This window comes from Peribacillus sp. QJM3NY_7 (genome assembly GCF_056173225.1).
This window is the reverse complement of record NZ_CM149663.1, coordinates 1,655,083-1,670,714: the sequence shown is the minus strand read 5'-3', so window position 1 is coordinate 1,670,714 and position 15,632 is coordinate 1,655,083. Positions and strand designations below refer to the sequence as shown.

The 15,632-nt window shown below is 43.1% G+C and carries 14 protein-coding genes; all 14 read right to left on the bottom strand.

Annotated elements, in window-relative coordinates; genetic code table 11:
• Positions 1-6 precede the first annotated feature (6 nt).
• Positions 7-2,040: a Stk1 family PASTA domain-containing Ser/Thr kinase gene (pknB, locus tag AC0VX1_RS08130; protein ID WP_063576900.1), complete on the bottom strand. Its 2,034-nt coding sequence runs from the start codon at positions 2,038-2,040 to the stop codon at positions 7-9.
• Between the two features lie 5 nt (positions 2,041-2,045).
• The gene (locus AC0VX1_RS08125) at positions 2,046-2,795 is read right to left on the bottom strand and encodes a Stp1/IreP family PP2C-type Ser/Thr phosphatase (protein ID WP_034313784.1); all 750 of its coding nucleotides are present in this window, start codon (positions 2,793-2,795) and stop codon (positions 2,046-2,048) included.
• 4 nt (positions 2,796-2,799) lie between these two features.
• Positions 2,800-3,894, bottom strand: a complete 1,095-nt coding sequence (gene rlmN / locus AC0VX1_RS08120) for a dual-specificity RNA methyltransferase RlmN (RefSeq protein ID WP_034313788.1) — start codon at positions 3,892-3,894, stop codon at positions 2,800-2,802.
• Entirely contained in the window at positions 3,894-5,246 is a 1,353-nt protein-coding gene (rsmB, locus tag AC0VX1_RS08115; protein WP_475470684.1) for a 16S rRNA (cytosine(967)-C(5))-methyltransferase RsmB, read from the bottom strand. The genes rlmN and rsmB overlap by 1 nt, the downstream gene beginning before the upstream one ends.
• Positions 5,233-6,192, bottom strand: a complete 960-nt coding sequence (fmt, locus tag AC0VX1_RS08110; RefSeq protein ID WP_475470683.1) for a methionyl-tRNA formyltransferase — start codon at positions 6,190-6,192, stop codon at positions 5,233-5,235. Before fmt ends, rsmB begins: the two co-directional genes overlap by 14 nt.
• Complete coding sequence (gene def / locus AC0VX1_RS08105; protein WP_098184662.1) at positions 6,189-6,674, bottom strand: peptide deformylase; 486 nt, start codon at positions 6,672-6,674, stop codon at positions 6,189-6,191. Before def ends, fmt begins: the two co-directional genes overlap by 4 nt.
• A 95-nt stretch (positions 6,675-6,769) precedes the next feature.
• A complete protein-coding gene (priA, locus tag AC0VX1_RS08100; RefSeq protein WP_475470680.1) occupies positions 6,770-9,181 on the bottom strand; it encodes a primosomal protein N' in 2,412 nt (803 codons plus the stop codon).
• Positions 9,182-9,187: 6 nt separating this feature from the next.
• Entirely contained in the window at positions 9,188-10,396 is a 1,209-nt protein-coding gene (gene coaBC, locus AC0VX1_RS08095; RefSeq protein ID WP_475470678.1) for a bifunctional phosphopantothenoylcysteine decarboxylase/phosphopantothenate--cysteine ligase CoaBC, read from the bottom strand.
• A 225-nt stretch (positions 10,397-10,621) separates the two neighbouring features.
• Complete coding sequence (gene rpoZ / locus AC0VX1_RS08090) at positions 10,622-10,828, bottom strand: DNA-directed RNA polymerase subunit omega (RefSeq protein ID WP_101224607.1); 207 nt, start codon at positions 10,826-10,828, stop codon at positions 10,622-10,624.
• A gap of 3 nt (positions 10,829-10,831) precedes the next feature.
• Positions 10,832-11,446, bottom strand: coding sequence for a guanylate kinase (gene gmk / locus AC0VX1_RS08085; RefSeq protein WP_034313809.1), 615 nt, complete (start codon positions 11,444-11,446; stop codon positions 10,832-10,834).
• Positions 11,447-11,456: 10 nt separating this feature from the next.
• Positions 11,457-11,720: an extracellular matrix/biofilm regulator RemA gene (gene remA / locus AC0VX1_RS08080; protein WP_034313813.1), complete on the bottom strand. Its 264-nt coding sequence runs from the start codon at positions 11,718-11,720 to the stop codon at positions 11,457-11,459.
• Positions 11,721-11,773: 53 nt separating this feature from the next.
• The gene (locus AC0VX1_RS08075) at positions 11,774-12,649 is read right to left on the bottom strand and encodes a YicC/YloC family endoribonuclease (protein WP_475470675.1); all 876 of its coding nucleotides are present in this window, start codon (positions 12,647-12,649) and stop codon (positions 11,774-11,776) included.
• Positions 12,650-12,806: 157 nt separating this feature from the next.
• The gene (locus AC0VX1_RS08070) at positions 12,807-15,485 is read right to left on the bottom strand and encodes a calcium-translocating P-type ATPase, SERCA-type (RefSeq protein WP_413021529.1); all 2,679 of its coding nucleotides are present in this window, start codon (positions 15,483-15,485) and stop codon (positions 12,807-12,809) included.
• Positions 15,485-15,613 carry a hypothetical protein gene (locus tag AC0VX1_RS08065; protein WP_262869245.1) on the bottom strand — a complete coding sequence of 43 codons (129 nt, stop codon included), beginning with the start codon at positions 15,611-15,613 and terminating at the stop codon, positions 15,485-15,487. Before AC0VX1_RS08065 ends, AC0VX1_RS08070 begins: the two co-directional genes overlap by 1 nt.
• Between the last annotated feature and the right edge of the window lie 19 nt (positions 15,614-15,632).

The window sequence follows — 15,632 nt, the reverse complement described above, 5'->3', positions numbered from 1 at the left end:
TTAAATTTATTCTGGATATGAGACGGATTCGTCAATGATGACCTGATTGTCCCGCATGACTTTATATCCTGCTTTCTTATCCGGGGAAACCATTAATTCGATCGTTCTCTTCGCATCTTCCAATATATAGAATGTTTCTTGAGGCTCCGTCATGCTATTGTCGATATCCTCGATGAAAATTTGGATTTTTTGTGATTTGCCTGGCTCAACCGGATCATACTCGATTTTGACTTCCTCCGTTACACTCTTGGGCGGAATCTCTTCTTTCCCTTTTGAAATGACCACTTTCACAGTACTGCCCTTTTCCACCTTCGTAGCAGGTTCCGGTGACTGGGAAATGACAAGCCCCTCCGCTACGGAATCATCATAGATTTCTTCTTCGACATCGATCTTTATTCCACTTTCACTGGAATAATCATCAAGGGCAGCTTTATTGAACCCCGTTAAGTTCTTCAAGCTCAACAGATCTGCCCCTTTACTGACCGTCAGCTCAAGCTCCGTTTCGGATGGTACGACCTCAGTGGCACCCGAGGGAGATTGATCTATGATCGTGCCGGGAGCACTGTCATCATATTTTTCAGTAACGCTTATGTTTTTGAATCCCATTTTTTCAAGCAGGGATTTAACATCAGAGTAATCTCGACCTTCATAGCTGGACAATGAAATCGTCTCTTTACCAACGCTTTGATAAATATCGATCACTGCACCTTCCTTGACCGTCTTACCTTCCTTAGGATTGGTTTTGATCACAAGACCAGCTTCAACCTCTTCATCTTCAATCTCGATCGTCTCTCCAATTTCCAAATCCATTTCAAGCAATTCAGTAATGGCGTCATCCAATTCTTCCCCTTTAAGGTCAGGGATCGTCACTTCCTTCGAGACAAGGAGGGGAGGTAAAACTGTGACAGATAAAACAGCAAGCAGTGCGAGAACTAAAAAGGTGGTCACCAAGATCGCAGGCATGTTCTTTCGCTTTTTACCTTTGTGTTCCGACTTGTTTTTTTGTTTTTTCTGTTTCTTTTGTTTCTTCTGTTTCTTTTTTGAATTACTCTCTGCTTCTGATTCACTTTCCTCATCATCCGCATAAACTAACGTATTTTTTTCAGGACCCCTTATGATTGTCTCATCGATGCTTGAAAGCTGATCATCCGTTATGACGGGGATGGCTTTTGTTGCATCATGATCTTCGGGAATCGCAAAAGGAAGTTCATTTGAACGCTCCGGATTAAGCGACGTCCGTATATCATCCTCCATCGAGTCCACACTCTCATAGCGGTAATATGAATCTTTGGCTGTCGCTTTCAAGATAATATTTTCCACACTCTGGGGTATTTCAGAATTCCAGCGTTTTGGCGAAGGAGTTTCCGATTGTAAATGTTTAAGAGCTATCGACACGGCTGATTCACCCGAAAAAGGCAATCTCCCCGTCAACAATTCAAACATGACGATGCCAAGTGAATAAATGTCCGATTTCTTATTGGCCATACCGCCTCTGGCCTGTTCCGGAGATAAATAATGAACCGAACCCAAGACTGCGTTGGTCTGCGTTATGTTTGTTGCACTTAGGGCCAATGCAATCCCAAAGTCCGTAATCTTGACGGTTCCTTCCTTATCAATCAAAATGTTCTGTGGTTTGATGTCACGATGGATGATCCCATTATGATGGGCATGGGAAATCGCTGCCGTGATTTGCCTCATGATATCCAAGGCTTCATCAACTGGAATTGGATAATATTTTTGTATGTATTGCTTAAGTGTAAAACCGTCAACGTATTCCATTACAATATAATAGATGGAATCTTCTTCACCAACATCATAAATACTTACGATATTGGGATGGGCCAAACTGGTTGCCGATTGGGCTTCCCGATTGAAGCGCTTGATGAACTCTTCGTCATTATTAAAATCCATGCGAAGGATTTTCAATGCAACATCCCTATCCAAGATCATATCCCTTGCAAGGTAAACATTAGCCATACCGCCGCCGCCGACCATCTGGATCAGTTTATAACGGCCGTTGATCCTTCTGCCAATCAACATTCAATTCACCTGCTTTCACTTTCTTCAGTAAATTGAACAAGCACAAGAGTGATATTATCTTCCCCACCGTAGTGATTGGCCTTATCTATTAATGAATTCGCCTTTTCTTCAAGTGACTGTGCATTGGTTACCGTTTCTTCCAGTTCCAGTTCACTCACTTTATTCGTCAATCCGTCCGAACAAAGCAATAGTAAATCATTTTCTTCGAAGATGACCGTCATAATGTCCATTTCCACTTGCATTTCTGTTCCCAAGGCTCGTAATAAAACATTTTTCCGTGGATGGTTTTCGGCATCTTCTTTCGAAATCTGACCGGAACGGACCAATTCGTTAACGAGTGAATGATCTTCCGTGACCTGCTTAAAACCACTCTCATTATACAAATAACACCGGCTGTCCCCGATGTTGGCAATGGTAGCAAACTTGTCGGTGCAAATGGCTGCAACAATGGTGGTCCCCATGCCCTTACATTCCGTATTCGCTTCTGCATGTTCAAAAAGCAACTGATTGACCGTGAAGATTTGCTGCTTAAGCCAATCTTCGGCATCATTTGCCGTTTCGATTCCGGTGGATACTTCCCAGCCCTTTTTCAGAAGGTCTATCGTCATTGCACTGGCTACATCCCCGGCACGGTGGCCGCCCATGCCATCTGCAACGATGGCAAGGCGAACGCCTTCCGAGTTCTTAAAGATTCCGCCATTATCTTCATTATGCTGGCGGACTTTTCCACGGTCTGTCTTAAATATTGCCCTCATAGGGTCACCTCGTCTCTTCTTTGCGCTCCTTGGCCCGAAGCTGGCCGCAGGCTGCGTCAATATCACTGCCTTGTTCCCTTCGGATCGTTACATTAATTCCGCGCTTCTTCAATGTTTTTTCAAACTCAAAAATCTGGTCCCGAGGTGTTCGTACATAGTTGCGTTCCGGTACATAGTTAACCGGTATTAAGTTCACATGGCATTTTATCCCTTTTATTAAAGCTGCTAATTCTTCAGCGTGCTCCACTGAATCATTTTCGCCACCGAATAGACCATATTCAAAACTTACACGGCGGCCTGTTTTTTCTGTATAGTATTTGATGGCCTCAATCAGGTCTGGAAGTTTGTAGGCCTTATTGATCGGCATCAATTTACTTCTCAATTCCGTATTCGGTGCATGAAGGGAAACAGCAAAGTTTATTTGCATGCTTTCTTCGGCAAACTTATAGATTTTAGGAATGATTCCACTTGTGGAAACGGTAATATGACGCGCCCCGATGTTCAAGCCCTTTTCATGGTTTATATTCTTCAAGAATGACATCATATTATCGTAGTTATCAAACGGTTCACCGATTCCCATGATAACGACGGAACTAACACGCTCTTCCGACTCATCAAGTGCTTGCTGAACTTTAACGACCTGGGCAACAATTTCCCCTGATTCAAGATTCCGCTTTAAACCGCCAAGTGTCGAAGCACAGAATGTACAGCCAATTCTGCATCCTACCTGCGTTGTCACGCAAATGGAGTTTCCGTATTCATGACGCATCAGCACCGTTTCAATCGAATATCCATCTTGGAGTTCAAATAAAAACTTCATCGTTCCGTCATTGGACGTTTGCTGAATCAAAGTCTTCAATGTTGTGAAGGTGAATTGCGACTCCAACTTATCCCGTAATGATTTCGAAAGGTTGGACATATCTTCAAAACTGGAGACACGCTTTTTATATAGCCAGTCATATACTTGCTCGGCCCGGAATGCCTTCTCTCCATTTTGAAGAAGCCATTCTTTAATTTGGTGAAGCTCCAATGAGTAGATCGATGGTTTTTCTGGTGTCGTGTCTTTTCTTACTCTAGATGATTTAGTGATTTCTGCCATTACAGCACCTTCTTTCTAAAACTCGCAATAAAGAATCCGTCACTGCTAAAATATTGCGGAAAAACTTGCAGCGTATGACCCTCGATATATGGCTGAACGCTTTCAGGCATTCTTGTGGACAAGGTTGCATCGCTTTCAAAATCCGGATGGCTTTCCAAAAATGCTGCAGCGACTTTGTCATTTTCTTCTTTATCCACCGTACAGGTACTATATACTAACCGTCCTCCTTGCTTAACAAGCGGGGCAGCCGATTCCAATAATTGTTGTTGTATACTTGAGAGTTTCATTATATCATCTTTTGTTTTAGTATACTTTACATCAGGTTTCCGGCGCATGACTCCCAACCCGGAACATGGTGCATCGATCAGGACCCTGTCAAACCCTTCCTTATTAAAGTGCTCTTGCACTTTTCTGCTATCAAGGGCCATTGTCTTAATATTGTTTCTGAGTTTTAGGCGCTCCGCCTGCTCTTTAATTAGCTTGACCTTATGTTCATGAAGGTCGAGTGCATATACTTGTCCTGTGGTCAAGCCTTCTGCGATATGGGTCGTTTTCCCTCCAGGTGCAGCACAACAATCGAGCACAGCATCATTTTCATTCGCACCCAATGCATGGGCAACTAGCATTGAACTCTCGTCCTGAATCGATAAATACCCCATTTTATAGCTTTCTGAATGAGCAAGATTCCCTTTATAGCTGACGATTGCTTCGGGAACGACTTCACTCGCTTCAACATCATATCCTTCTTCCGTTAATATGCTGATCAGTTCACGGCGTGAGATCTTTTTTAAGTTAACACGTCCTGTCTGTAATGGCGCAGTTAAGTTGATTTCACACATTTCCTTGGTTTTTTCATAGCCAAATTGCTCTACCCAACGCTGGATCAGCCAAATAGGATGACTCACTTCTATGGAAAGCCGTTCCAGATCATTTTTAATTTCCTCTAAAGAAGGAACACCATTTCTTTGAATATTACGAAGCACACCATTGACCATCGAAGAGGTGCCCTTGTGTCCGCGCTTTTTGGAAATTTCTACGGCCTCGAAAATGATTGCATGATCAGGCACTTTATCTAAATAGACCATTTGGTAAACGGAAAGTCTAAGTAAATTGATGACCCAGCTTTGCGTTTTTTTAGGTTGTTTAATAAACGGGTTCAAAAAATAATCCAAAGTCATTTTCCTCTGGATGGTACCGTAGCTTATCTCTGTAAGCAAACCGCTGTCCACGGCGGATAACTGGTGCTTTTTAATCAAGTTGTTCAATAATAGGTTACTGTAGGATTGGTTTTTCTCTACAGATTCCAAAATATCGAGAGCGATTTCACGTACTCCCTTTTTAGTTTGCTTCATTCTGTTCTCCTAACTTCATGCCTGCTTTAATGAACGATCCGGCTCCGCGCAAGTAATCTTTCGCCGGCATTTTTTTCTTTCCTGAAGGCTGCAGTTCTGTTACTAGTATTGCCGTCTCATTGCCTGCCGAAACGATGAAACCATCATTTTGTACCTCAACGATCGTGCCCGGCAAGGCCTGCTTGCCAGCTTCTAATTTCTTTACTTGCCATATTTTTATAATGGAACCGTCTAAGGTTGTATAAGCAACAGGCCAAGGATTCAGGCCGCGTACATGGTTATAGATGTCTTCCCCTGATTTCGACCAGTCGATTTTTTCCTCCGACCGTTTGATGTTAGGCGCAAAAGATGCTTTAGCATCATCTTGCTTGATTGCCTGTAACTCTTCATTTATAAGTTTCGGAAGTGTCTCCGCAAGTAAATCCGATCCTACCTTACTTAATTTATCATGCAGTGTACCAACATTGTCTTCTTCCTCTATAGTAACTTCCGCCTGAGTCAATATATCACCGGCATCCAATTTTTCTGCCATATACATGATGGTTATCCCTGTCTTTTCTTTCCCCTGTAAAATGGAATAATGAATTGGCGCCCCTCCACGCAGTTCAGGAAGCAGGGAGGCATGTACATTAATACAACCGTACTTAGGGGCATCCAACAATTCATTCGGAAGAATTTGTCCGAATGCCGCCGTCACCACTAAATCAGCATTCAATGCAATGATTTTTTCAAGTTCTTCTTTTTCCCGGATTTTTTCAGGCTGATAAACGGGTATCCCATGCTTTTCGGCTTCGACTTTAACTGGCGGCGGCGTAAGCACCTTTTTGCGGCCCACTGGACGATCTGGCTGTGTAACAACAGCGATCACATCATACCCTTCATCAATGATTCTTTTCAATACCGGGACCGAAAAGTCCGGTGTACCCATAAAAATTATTTTTGTCATTCTTCTCCATACCTTTCTAACTCTTCTTCCGAAATATACCGGGAAACCTTACTTGTAAATAAGACTCCTTGCAGATGATCGATTTCGTGTAGAAGGGCCCTTGCAAGGAAATCCTCCGCTTCTATCTCGAAATAAGATCCTTTTCGGTCTTGTGCCCGGACTTTGACACGGAAAGGACGCACTACTTCACCATATAAACTCGGGAAGCTCAAGCATCCTTCAACACCTGTCTGTTCTCCTTCCAATTCCAGCACTTCCGGATTAATCAGTTCAATTGCACCTGATCCTTCCTCTATTTCAACGACGGCCACTTGCTTTTTCACGCCAACTTGAGGTGCTGCAAGTCCAACGCCATCCGCCTCCACCATCGTTTCATACATGTTATTTAACAGCTTTGCCAACTTTTTATCAAAACTTGTTACTTTATCGCATTTTTGTTGTAAAATTTTTTCAGGAAACAAAACAATCGGTAAAATAGCCAAAATTAAAGGTACCCTCCTAGATATGAAAAACAACACTTCATTATATAAAAACGCAAGCTGTTACAGCTCGCGGTAATCATCCATCTCTAAAATAATTACATCATGATCTGTGGATTTAAATCTATTGAAATCTGCAGATGATTTTGAGCGGTTTCTTTTTGGTAATGCTCTAAAAGTGTGCGTAAATGCTGATTCAGGTCCGGCTCTCGTTTGTATTTTATCAGACATTGATAGCGATATCTATTGTTGATTCGACTAATGGGCGAAGCAACCGGACCTAGTACGACAGAATCCCGATTCAATCGCGAGCCTAAATAATTGGTGATTTTCTCAGTAACACTCACCGTCTTCATTAAATCTTCATGTGAAACGGTTATAAGGACAACATAATAATATGGAGGGTAATGACTTTGCCTCCTTAGATACATCTCCCGTTCATAAAAAGCATCATAATCCTGCAGGGCAGAAAGCTCGATGCTGTAGTGCTCAGGCGTATAGGTTTGGATGACCACTTCTCCCGGAAGCTGATGACGTCCCGCCCTTCCGCTGACCTGCGTCAGCAGCTGAAATGTCTTTTCCGAAGAACGGAAATCAGGCAGATGTAGCATCGTATCGGCTGAAAGGACTCCAACAAGAGTGATATTAGGAAAATCAAGGCCCTTGGCTATCATTTGGGTGCCTAGCAATATATCCGCTTTTCCTTCACCAAAGGCATTCAGCAATCGCTCATGTGAACCCTTCTTACTCGTCGTGTCAACATCCATTCGTATGACCCTTGCTTCAGGCAGGATTTTTGCAAGCTCTTCTTCAACCTTTTGAGTCCCTGTACCAAAGAACCTTATATGTTCACTTTCACATTCAGGGCAAACGGAAGGCATTCCCTCTTCAAACCCACAATAATGGCATTTCATTATATCATTAAAGCGATGATATGTAAGTGAAATGTCACAATTAGGGCAGTTGATGACCAATCCGCAGCTTCGACACATCACAAAGGAAGAATGCCCCCTTTTATTTAGCATCAGGACAGTTTGCTCCCCCTTCTCAAGCCGGTCTTTCAGCTTGGTAAAGAGCAGCTCCGAAAACATGGAACGATTTCCCGTTCTTAGTTCTTCCCTCATATCTACAATATCCACTGCTGGCAAAGCATTTTTATTCATCCTCTGGCTAAGGGTCAATAATTTATAGACATTTTTCTTGGCTCGAGCAAAAGATTCAAGTGTAGGTGTGGCACTGCCAAGAATAACCGGACAACCATATGATTTTGCTCTTTCAATGGCAACATCCCTAGCATGGTACCTTGGTGTTTCTTCTTGCTTATAACTGGATTCATGCTCTTCGTCAATGATGACCAGCCCCAGGCTTTCAAAAGGAGCAAACACGGCAGAACGCGCCCCGACCACCACTTTTACTTCTTTGCGGTGAATTTTACGCCATTCATCATATTTTTCACCTACGGATAAACCGCTATGCATGACAGCTACCTGCTCCCCAAATCGTTCCTTAAACCTCTTCACCGTCTGTGGCGTCAAGGAGATTTCAGGTACAAGCATGATGGCTTCCTTCCCTTTTTCAATGACAGAGGCAATTGCCTGTAAATACACTTCCGTCTTCCCGCTGCCGGTTACACCATATAAAAGGAATACATCATGTTCATCATGATGTATTTTCTCTTGGATCGGCTTTAATGCAGCGGCTTGTTCAGCTGTCAGTGTAAAGGGAATGGATTTTTCGAACACACGGTTTTCATAAGGATCACGGTATACTTCTTGATCCATTTCAGCCAAGGCCCCTTTTGAAACTAGGGATTTGACGGTACCGCTTGATGTGTTTATCAATTCAAGCAATTCCTTTAACGGGATGGGTTCTTGATGTTCAATAAAGTATTGAAGGAGTTCCTGTTGTTTTTTTGCATGGCTGGATATGGCTGATGCCATTTCTTTCAGTTCCATAGGGGAAAGCAAAGATTTAATGACTCGGACCGTCTTCTTGTTAAGTCGGTTTTTCACATTGTATTCGAGCTCAAGATTGCCATTTTGCATTTCCTTTTGGACCAGGGAGGCATTCTCTCCTTCAATCACGTCTTTCCAAGATAGTGAATCATTTTTTCCGAAAAGGTTTTGAATGGAGGGAGGGATCTGGTCCTTTTTATCTTCAACGACTTTAATGACTTTTTCATACTTTGCTTTCATCGCTGCCGGAAGCATGGCCTGTAGCGCTGAAATTTTAAAACACATCGCCTCCTTGGTCAACCAGTCACCTAGCTGAAGCAATTCATCATTGATGATGGGCTCCAAATCCATTGGTTCCTTTATAAAGCGTAATTTCGCAAAGTCGCTTTTAGCTTTTAAGCCTGTGACGAACCCCTGCACCATTCTTGGACCGAATGGGACGATGACTCTCATTCCGGGCTTGATGACTTGGTTCCACTTTTCAGGGATGCGATAGTCGAATTCTCGATCCGTTTGTTTAGCAGGTACATCCACGATGACGGATGCTATATCCATAAGACATCATTCCTTTTGCTTGCGAGATACTTCTGCCAGGATGCTTTTAGCTATATCCGCTTTACTCATTTTTGGAAGTTCGGTCGCACTTCCATCTTTATCGTAAATGGTCACGATGTTCGTATCCGTTCCAAATCCTGCCCCTGCAACGGTAACATTATTGGCAACGATCATATCTGCATTCTTTTTGACCAATTTTCCTCTTGCGTATTCTTCAACGTTGTTCGTTTCAGCCGCAAAGCCCACCAAAATCTGATGCGTTTTATTTTCACCGAGTTCCTTTAGAATATCCTTTGTCCGTTCAAATTCAATCACATTTTCCCCTGGCTGCTTTTTCATCTTTCGAGTATGATAGACCTTCGGTTTATAATCCGCCACTGCAGCCGTCATGATTACGACATCACTGGCAGCGAACTGATCGAATACCGCATTATACATATCTGCTGCTGATTCCACTGGTATTACTCTGGCCTTGGGAGGTGGCGTCAAGTTCACTGGGCCGGTAATCAATGTTACCTCAGCGCCCATTTCAATTGCCGCTTCGGCTAAGGCATAGCCCATTTTGCCGCTGGAATGGTTCGTCACAAAACGCACCGGATCAATCGCTTCACGTGTCGGTCCTGCCGTGATTAAATATTTCTTTCCTTTAAGAGGCTGTTGCTGTAATTTGCGTTCATTGAAATATCGATTAAGATGTTCTACGATTGTTTCAGGTTCCTCCAATCGCCCTTTCCCTACATATCCGCAGGCCAAATACCCTTCACCCGGTTCAATGAATTGATATCCAAACGACCGAAGTGTCTCCATATTTTTCTGAACCGCTGGATGTGCGTACATGTGCACGTTCATTGCCGGCGCAACCCAAACAGGTGCTTCCGTTGCCAATAGGGTGGTCGTGATCATATCATCCGCGATTCCATTGGCTACTTTGCCAATGACATTGGCTGTAGCTGGAGCCAACAGGATGATATCAGCCCAATCAGCCAAGTCGATGTGGGCAATGACTGAAGAATCCTTCTCATCAAAAGTATCTGTGTACACATCATTTCTCGAAAGTGCTTGAAAGGTGAGCGGCGTCACGAACTTACGTGCTGATTCACTCATGATCACTTTAACATGCGCACCTTCCTGAGTTAATTTACTTGTCAGGGCAGCAGCCTTATATACAGCAATCCCGCCGGTGACACAAAGAAGTACTTTTTTATCGATAAGCATGCAAATTTCCCCTAACTATACATTCTATTCTTTCTAATTATGACGGAAAACCGAAGAAATTTCATTTGAAATTCGCAATAACCTATGGATTCCCCCAAACATTACTTTAAAAAAATCAAAACAAACAGGCCTGACACCTTGGCCGCAGAAAGGAAGCACTTTCCAAATGTAACGCTCCTGTTTGCTTTAGGGTGTCAGGCCCGATAGGTCAAGCTATGTGTTCTTTTAGTTTTCCTCGTAAGAATTATCGTAAGTCAATTTACCGGAATGAATCTCTTCAAGGGCACGACCTACTGATTTATGGGAAACCGGTTTCGTTATGAGGCAATTATCTTTAATTTGCATTTCCCTGGCACGCTTAGCTGCCACTGATACAAGTGAGTATTTTGAATCGATTTTAAGTAATAGAGAATCAATTGATGGATATAACATAATTTATTCCGCCTCCAGCATTTTTTTATATAAAACAGCAACTCTTTCCCGACGGCAATGCTCGGCTATTACAATTGCATTAATTCTAGCACATGCGGCATCCACATGATCATTTTCAACAACATAATCATACAGATCCATAAGTTCTATTTCTTCCTTGGCCACTTTCATCCGTCCTTTTATCGCTTCCTCCGTCTCGGTTCCGCGAGTAACGATGCGGCTTTCGAGTTCGGTCAAACTCGGAGGAGCAAGGAAAATGAAAAGTCCTTCAGGGAACTTCTCCCGGACCTGTTTAGCTCCTTGAACTTCTATTTCCAGAAATACATCTTTTCCGGAATCGATTGTTTCACGGACATAATCCACGGGTGTTCCATAATAATTACCGACGAACTCAGCATATTCCAGCAATTTGCCTTCTTCGATCAGTGCTTCGAATTCCTCGCGTTTTTTGAAGAAATAGTCCACTCCGTCCACTTCACCATGGCGAGGCAGCCTTGTCGTCATCGAAATTGAATATTCGAATGCCGTTCCTGGCTGAGAAAAAATCGCCTTCCTAACAGTTCCTTTACCAACACCGGATGGTCCGGACAAAACGATTAATAAACCTTTTTCTCTCATATTGTTTCAGTTACCCCTCTTCTACGCTGTCATCTCTATCTTGTAGCCGTGCAGCAACCGTTTCCGGTTGAACGGCAGATAAGATAACATGGTCGCTGTCTGTAATTATAACGGCCCTGGTTCTTCTGCCATATGTAGCATCTATTAAGGATCCGCGATCTCGGGCGTCTTGGATGATCCTTTTTATCGGAGCCGATTCAGGGCTCACGATGGATACGATCCGGTTCGCGGAAACGATATTCCCAAAACCAATATTAATGAGCTTAATTGACATTTTTGTCCCCCATTCATATCTATTGTCACCTTGTTAGGTTCATCATAAACCGACTACTCGATATTTTGAACCTGTTCCTTTAATTTTTCAAGCAAACTTTTCATTTCCACCACATCTTTCGTAATGGACGAATCATTTGCCTTTGATCCAATCGTATTGACTTCCCTATTCATTTCCTGGACAAGGAAGTCAAGTTTCCTCCCAATTGGTTCACTATGGGTAAGGGTCCTTGAAAATTGCTGTAAATGGCTATCGAGTCTGGTCAGTTCTTCATTTATATCACATTTATCTGCAAAAATGGCCGCTTCTGTCACAATACGGCTATCTTCAATCAAACCATCAGTCAACTCGGCCAGTTTGATTTCCAATCGGGCTTTATATTTTTCGACGACTGAAGGTGCATGCATTTTGACTCCTGCTACAATCTCACCAAACTTTTCAAGCTGGCGTTTCATGTCCGAGGCAAGTTCCTGACCTTCGAGATCCCGCATTTTTTTCAGATTTTCCAATGCCCCCGTGACGGCCTTCATTAAAAGGGATTCCAAATCGGCAGGAACCACAGGTACTTCTTCCGTCATGAAAATCGATTCAAGTTGCAGCATATCCTGTAATGTAATTGAACTTTCCAGATTGTATTTTCCCTTGACTTCATCCATCAATCCCACATATTGATCAGCAAGATCCCAATCGATCTTCACCTTTTTGGAAACCAGGCTCTCACCTTCCACTGTTATGAAGATTTCCACCCGTCCCCTTCTTATGTATTGATTCGCCTTCTTTTTCACCTTTTCTTCCAAAACCAAAAGCTGGCGCGGCATTCGAATCGTATATTCACAAAAACGATGGTTAACGGTCTTGATTTCAGCAAAAACCCTGACCTGTTCGTTTTCCGCTTCTTCTCTTCCATAGCCCGTCATACTGGTAACCATGGTTCCACATCCTATCAAAACATAATGTAGTAATTTGGCCTTTTGACATTCATTATATATTAGCTAAAGTACGGAAACATTAGCTTACAAATAAAATACCACAAAAATAAAAAGGCAATAGAGCAAGACTCTACCACCTTAAAGATTATACCATATATCACTGTGCTTTTCTTGCTAAAAAGGTTCCAGCCAGTAAAAAAGTTGGTATGGATGCCATTCCTATTACTAATAGCCAATCCCTTCCCGAAATCGGTACCGTATGAAAGATGGTTTGTAAAGGCTGCACATACATGACGGCTACCATCAATAATAGGGAGGAAAGTACCGCCCCCACTAGATAAAGGTTACCGAATGGATTTCTCGAGAAGATCGAACGTTCACTTCGGCAATCGAATACATGTATAAGCTGAGCCAAGACCAAGGTAGCGAAAGCAATCGTTTGTGCATAAGCAAGATTATCCGGATTTGCACGATATACAACATAAAATGCAATCAATGTGGAAACCCCTATCAGAAAACCGCGTGAGATGATCTTCCAGCCAAGCCCCCTTCCAAAAACACCTTCATTGGCATTTCTTGGATTTCTTTTCATTACATCTTCTTCTGCGGCATCCAGGCCCAATGCCATCGCGGGCAGTCCGTCGGTTACAAGGTTTACGAATAAGATCTGGATTGGTATCAATGGTAATGGCAAGGCACATAGCATCGCAAAAAACATGACCAAAATCTCCCCAACATTGGAGGCAAGCAGGTAACGGATGAACTTCCTGATGTTTTCGTAAATATTCCTGCCTTCTTTAATGGCCGATTTTATTGTGGCAAAGTTATCGTCAACCAATATCAGGGAAGAAGCTTCTTTAGCAACATCAGTCCCCGTGATGCCCATGGATATACCAATATCCGCTGATTTTATCGCAGGGGCATCATTGACACCATCCCCTGTCATTGCAACGACATGTCCTTTATTTTGCAAGGCTTTTACGATTTTCAACTTATGTTCCGGGGAAACTCGGGCAAATACCGAAACAGTTTCAACAACTTCCTCAAGTTCCCCGACTTCCATGTCCGCCAATTGCCGTCCTTCAAGTACACGGTCTTTTCCTTTTAAAATTCCAAGTTCTTTAGCAATTGCCTTTGCAGTTATCACATGGTCGCCTGTAATCATGACAGTTTTGATCCCGGCGTCCCTGCATTCCTTAACTGCCTGTTTCACCTCCGGACGCGGGGGATCGATCATGCCCTGAAGTCCCATGAAGGTCAAATTACGCTCAGCTTCGGTTTCATGCAGCAAAATCGTTCCTTTTGAAAGTGGTTTATAACCTACAGCAATCATTCTAAGTGCCTGCGAAGCAAGCCCATTCATGTCCTGTTGCACCCTTTCCTTGCTCTCCCGATTTAATATTTCCGACCTTCCTTCCCAAAGAATCGTGTCGGACTGGGCAATCAATACGTCCGGGGCACCTTTTACGATAACGAAATGATTCTCTTTATCATCCTTCACTATGACACTCATCATTTTGCGGCTCGAATCAAATGGAAACTCCTTTACTATCGTAAACCTCTTAGATAGGTGTTCCCTCGTCAATCCAGCTTTCATTGCCGCGACCAACATCGCCCCTTCTGTCGGATCACCGTCTAGAATATATTGTTTACCATTCTCCTTTAACTCTGCTTTATTACAGAGCATGCCGAATGTAATTATTTGAAGCAAGGCATTATGGTTTTTCGGGGCAACTGAAACTCCATCTATAGAAAATTCTCCGACCGGATTGTAACCAGTACCGCCGACATCCCAAGTTTTTCCTCCACTCCAAACCTTCGTCACCGTCATTTTGTTTTGTGTCAGTGTACCTGTTTTATCTGAGCAAATCACTGTTGCACAGCCAAGCGTTTCTACGGCAGGAAGCTTACGGACAATCGCTTTTTGTTTGATCATACGCTGAACACCTAAAGACAAGGCTACGGTCACAATGGCCGGCAAGCCTTCGGGAATCGCCGCAACAGCCAGAGATACCCCGGCCAAAAACATCGTATAAAGGTCATGTCCTTGAATGACACCAGTCAGGACTACGATTACAGTTAATATTAAGGCCGTGACGATCAAAATTTTGCCTAGCTGCTCCAACCTCCGTTGAAGCGGTGTTTCTTTTGTTTCCGCAGTCTGCAGGAGATCCGCAATCTTTCCCATCGCCGTATTCATTCCAGTAGCGATCACGATTCCGACTCCATTCCCTCTTGTCACCATCGTTCCCATAAACGCCATATTTTCCTGATCACCGATACCTTCAACCTCATTCATCAATGGATCAGAACATTTAACGGCCGGGAGTGACTCGCCGGTAAGTGCCGACTCTTCTATTTCAAGGCTTGAATGGTCGATGATCCGTAAATCGGCACCAATACGGTCACCGCTCGAAAACTTCAGGATATCCCCAACAACCACTTCTCTCGATGGGATTTTCATCCACTGGCCATCTCGAAGCACGTTAACTTGCGGTGCAGCCATTTCCTTTAAGGCATCCAAGGATTTTTCTGCCTTCCGTTCTTGGAAAAAACCAAGTAATCCATTCAAAAAAACAATCGCCATGATGGCAATCGCATCGATATATTCACCCAATATCCCGGAAACCAATGTCGCGGCAAGTAAAACTATGACCATGAAATCTTTGAATTGGGCGAAAAATAAAAGAATGGCTGACTGTTTTTCTCCTTCCTTCAATTCGTTAAAACCATTCTTTCGCAGCCTGTCCTTTACTACATCATCGTCCAAACCGTGTGTAACGTTTGTTTGAAGCGCTTTCTCCATTTCTTGATTATTCATTTCCCTGAACTCCATCAAGTATCACACATCCCTTTGAATAGAATGAAATAGGCTCCTGTATACATCTCAACAGGCGCTTTTTGCTTTACTCTTCCAACACCTGCCTGCTTACCGATACATAAAACAACCTGCTCTTCTTCCATGATTATTCAGACTCGTCCA

Excerpts from the sequence above, each read along its gene's own strand:
- pknB (WP_063576900.1), bottom strand. The coding sequence starts at position 2,040 with ATGTTGATTGGCAGAAGGATCAACGGCCGTTATAAACTGATCCAGATG.
- coaBC (WP_475470678.1), bottom strand. The coding sequence starts at position 10,396 with ATGCTTATCGATAAAAAAGTACTTCTTTGTGTCACCGGCGGGATTGCT.
- AC0VX1_RS08125 (WP_034313784.1), bottom strand. The coding sequence starts at position 2,795 with ATGAGGGCAATATTTAAGACAGACCGTGGAAAAGTCCGCCAGCATAAT.
- fmt (WP_475470683.1), bottom strand. The coding sequence starts at position 6,192 with ATGACAAAAATAATTTTTATGGGTACACCGGACTTTTCGGTCCCGGTA.
- AC0VX1_RS08075 (WP_475470675.1), bottom strand. The coding sequence starts at position 12,649 with ATGGTTACCAGTATGACGGGCTATGGAAGAGAAGAAGCGGAAAACGAA.
- AC0VX1_RS08070 (WP_413021529.1), bottom strand. The coding sequence starts at position 15,485 with ATGGAGTTCAGGGAAATGAATAATCAAGAAATGGAGAAAGCGCTTCAA.
- rsmB (WP_475470684.1), bottom strand. The coding sequence starts at position 5,246 with ATGAAGCAAACTAAAAAGGGAGTACGTGAAATCGCTCTCGATATTTTG.
- rpoZ (WP_101224607.1), bottom strand. The coding sequence starts at position 10,828 with ATGTTATATCCATCAATTGATTCTCTATTACTTAAAATCGATTCAAAA.
- AC0VX1_RS08065 (WP_262869245.1), bottom strand. The coding sequence starts at position 15,613 with ATGGAAGAAGAGCAGGTTGTTTTATGTATCGGTAAGCAGGCAGGTGTT.
- remA (WP_034313813.1), bottom strand. The coding sequence starts at position 11,720 with ATGTCAATTAAGCTCATTAATATTGGTTTTGGGAATATCGTTTCCGCG.
- priA (WP_475470680.1), bottom strand. The coding sequence starts at position 9,181 with ATGGATATAGCATCCGTCATCGTGGATGTACCTGCTAAACAAACGGAT.
- gmk (WP_034313809.1), bottom strand. The coding sequence starts at position 11,446 with ATGAGAGAAAAAGGTTTATTAATCGTTTTGTCCGGACCATCCGGTGTT.
- rlmN (WP_034313788.1), bottom strand. The coding sequence starts at position 3,894 with ATGGCAGAAATCACTAAATCATCTAGAGTAAGAAAAGACACGACACCA.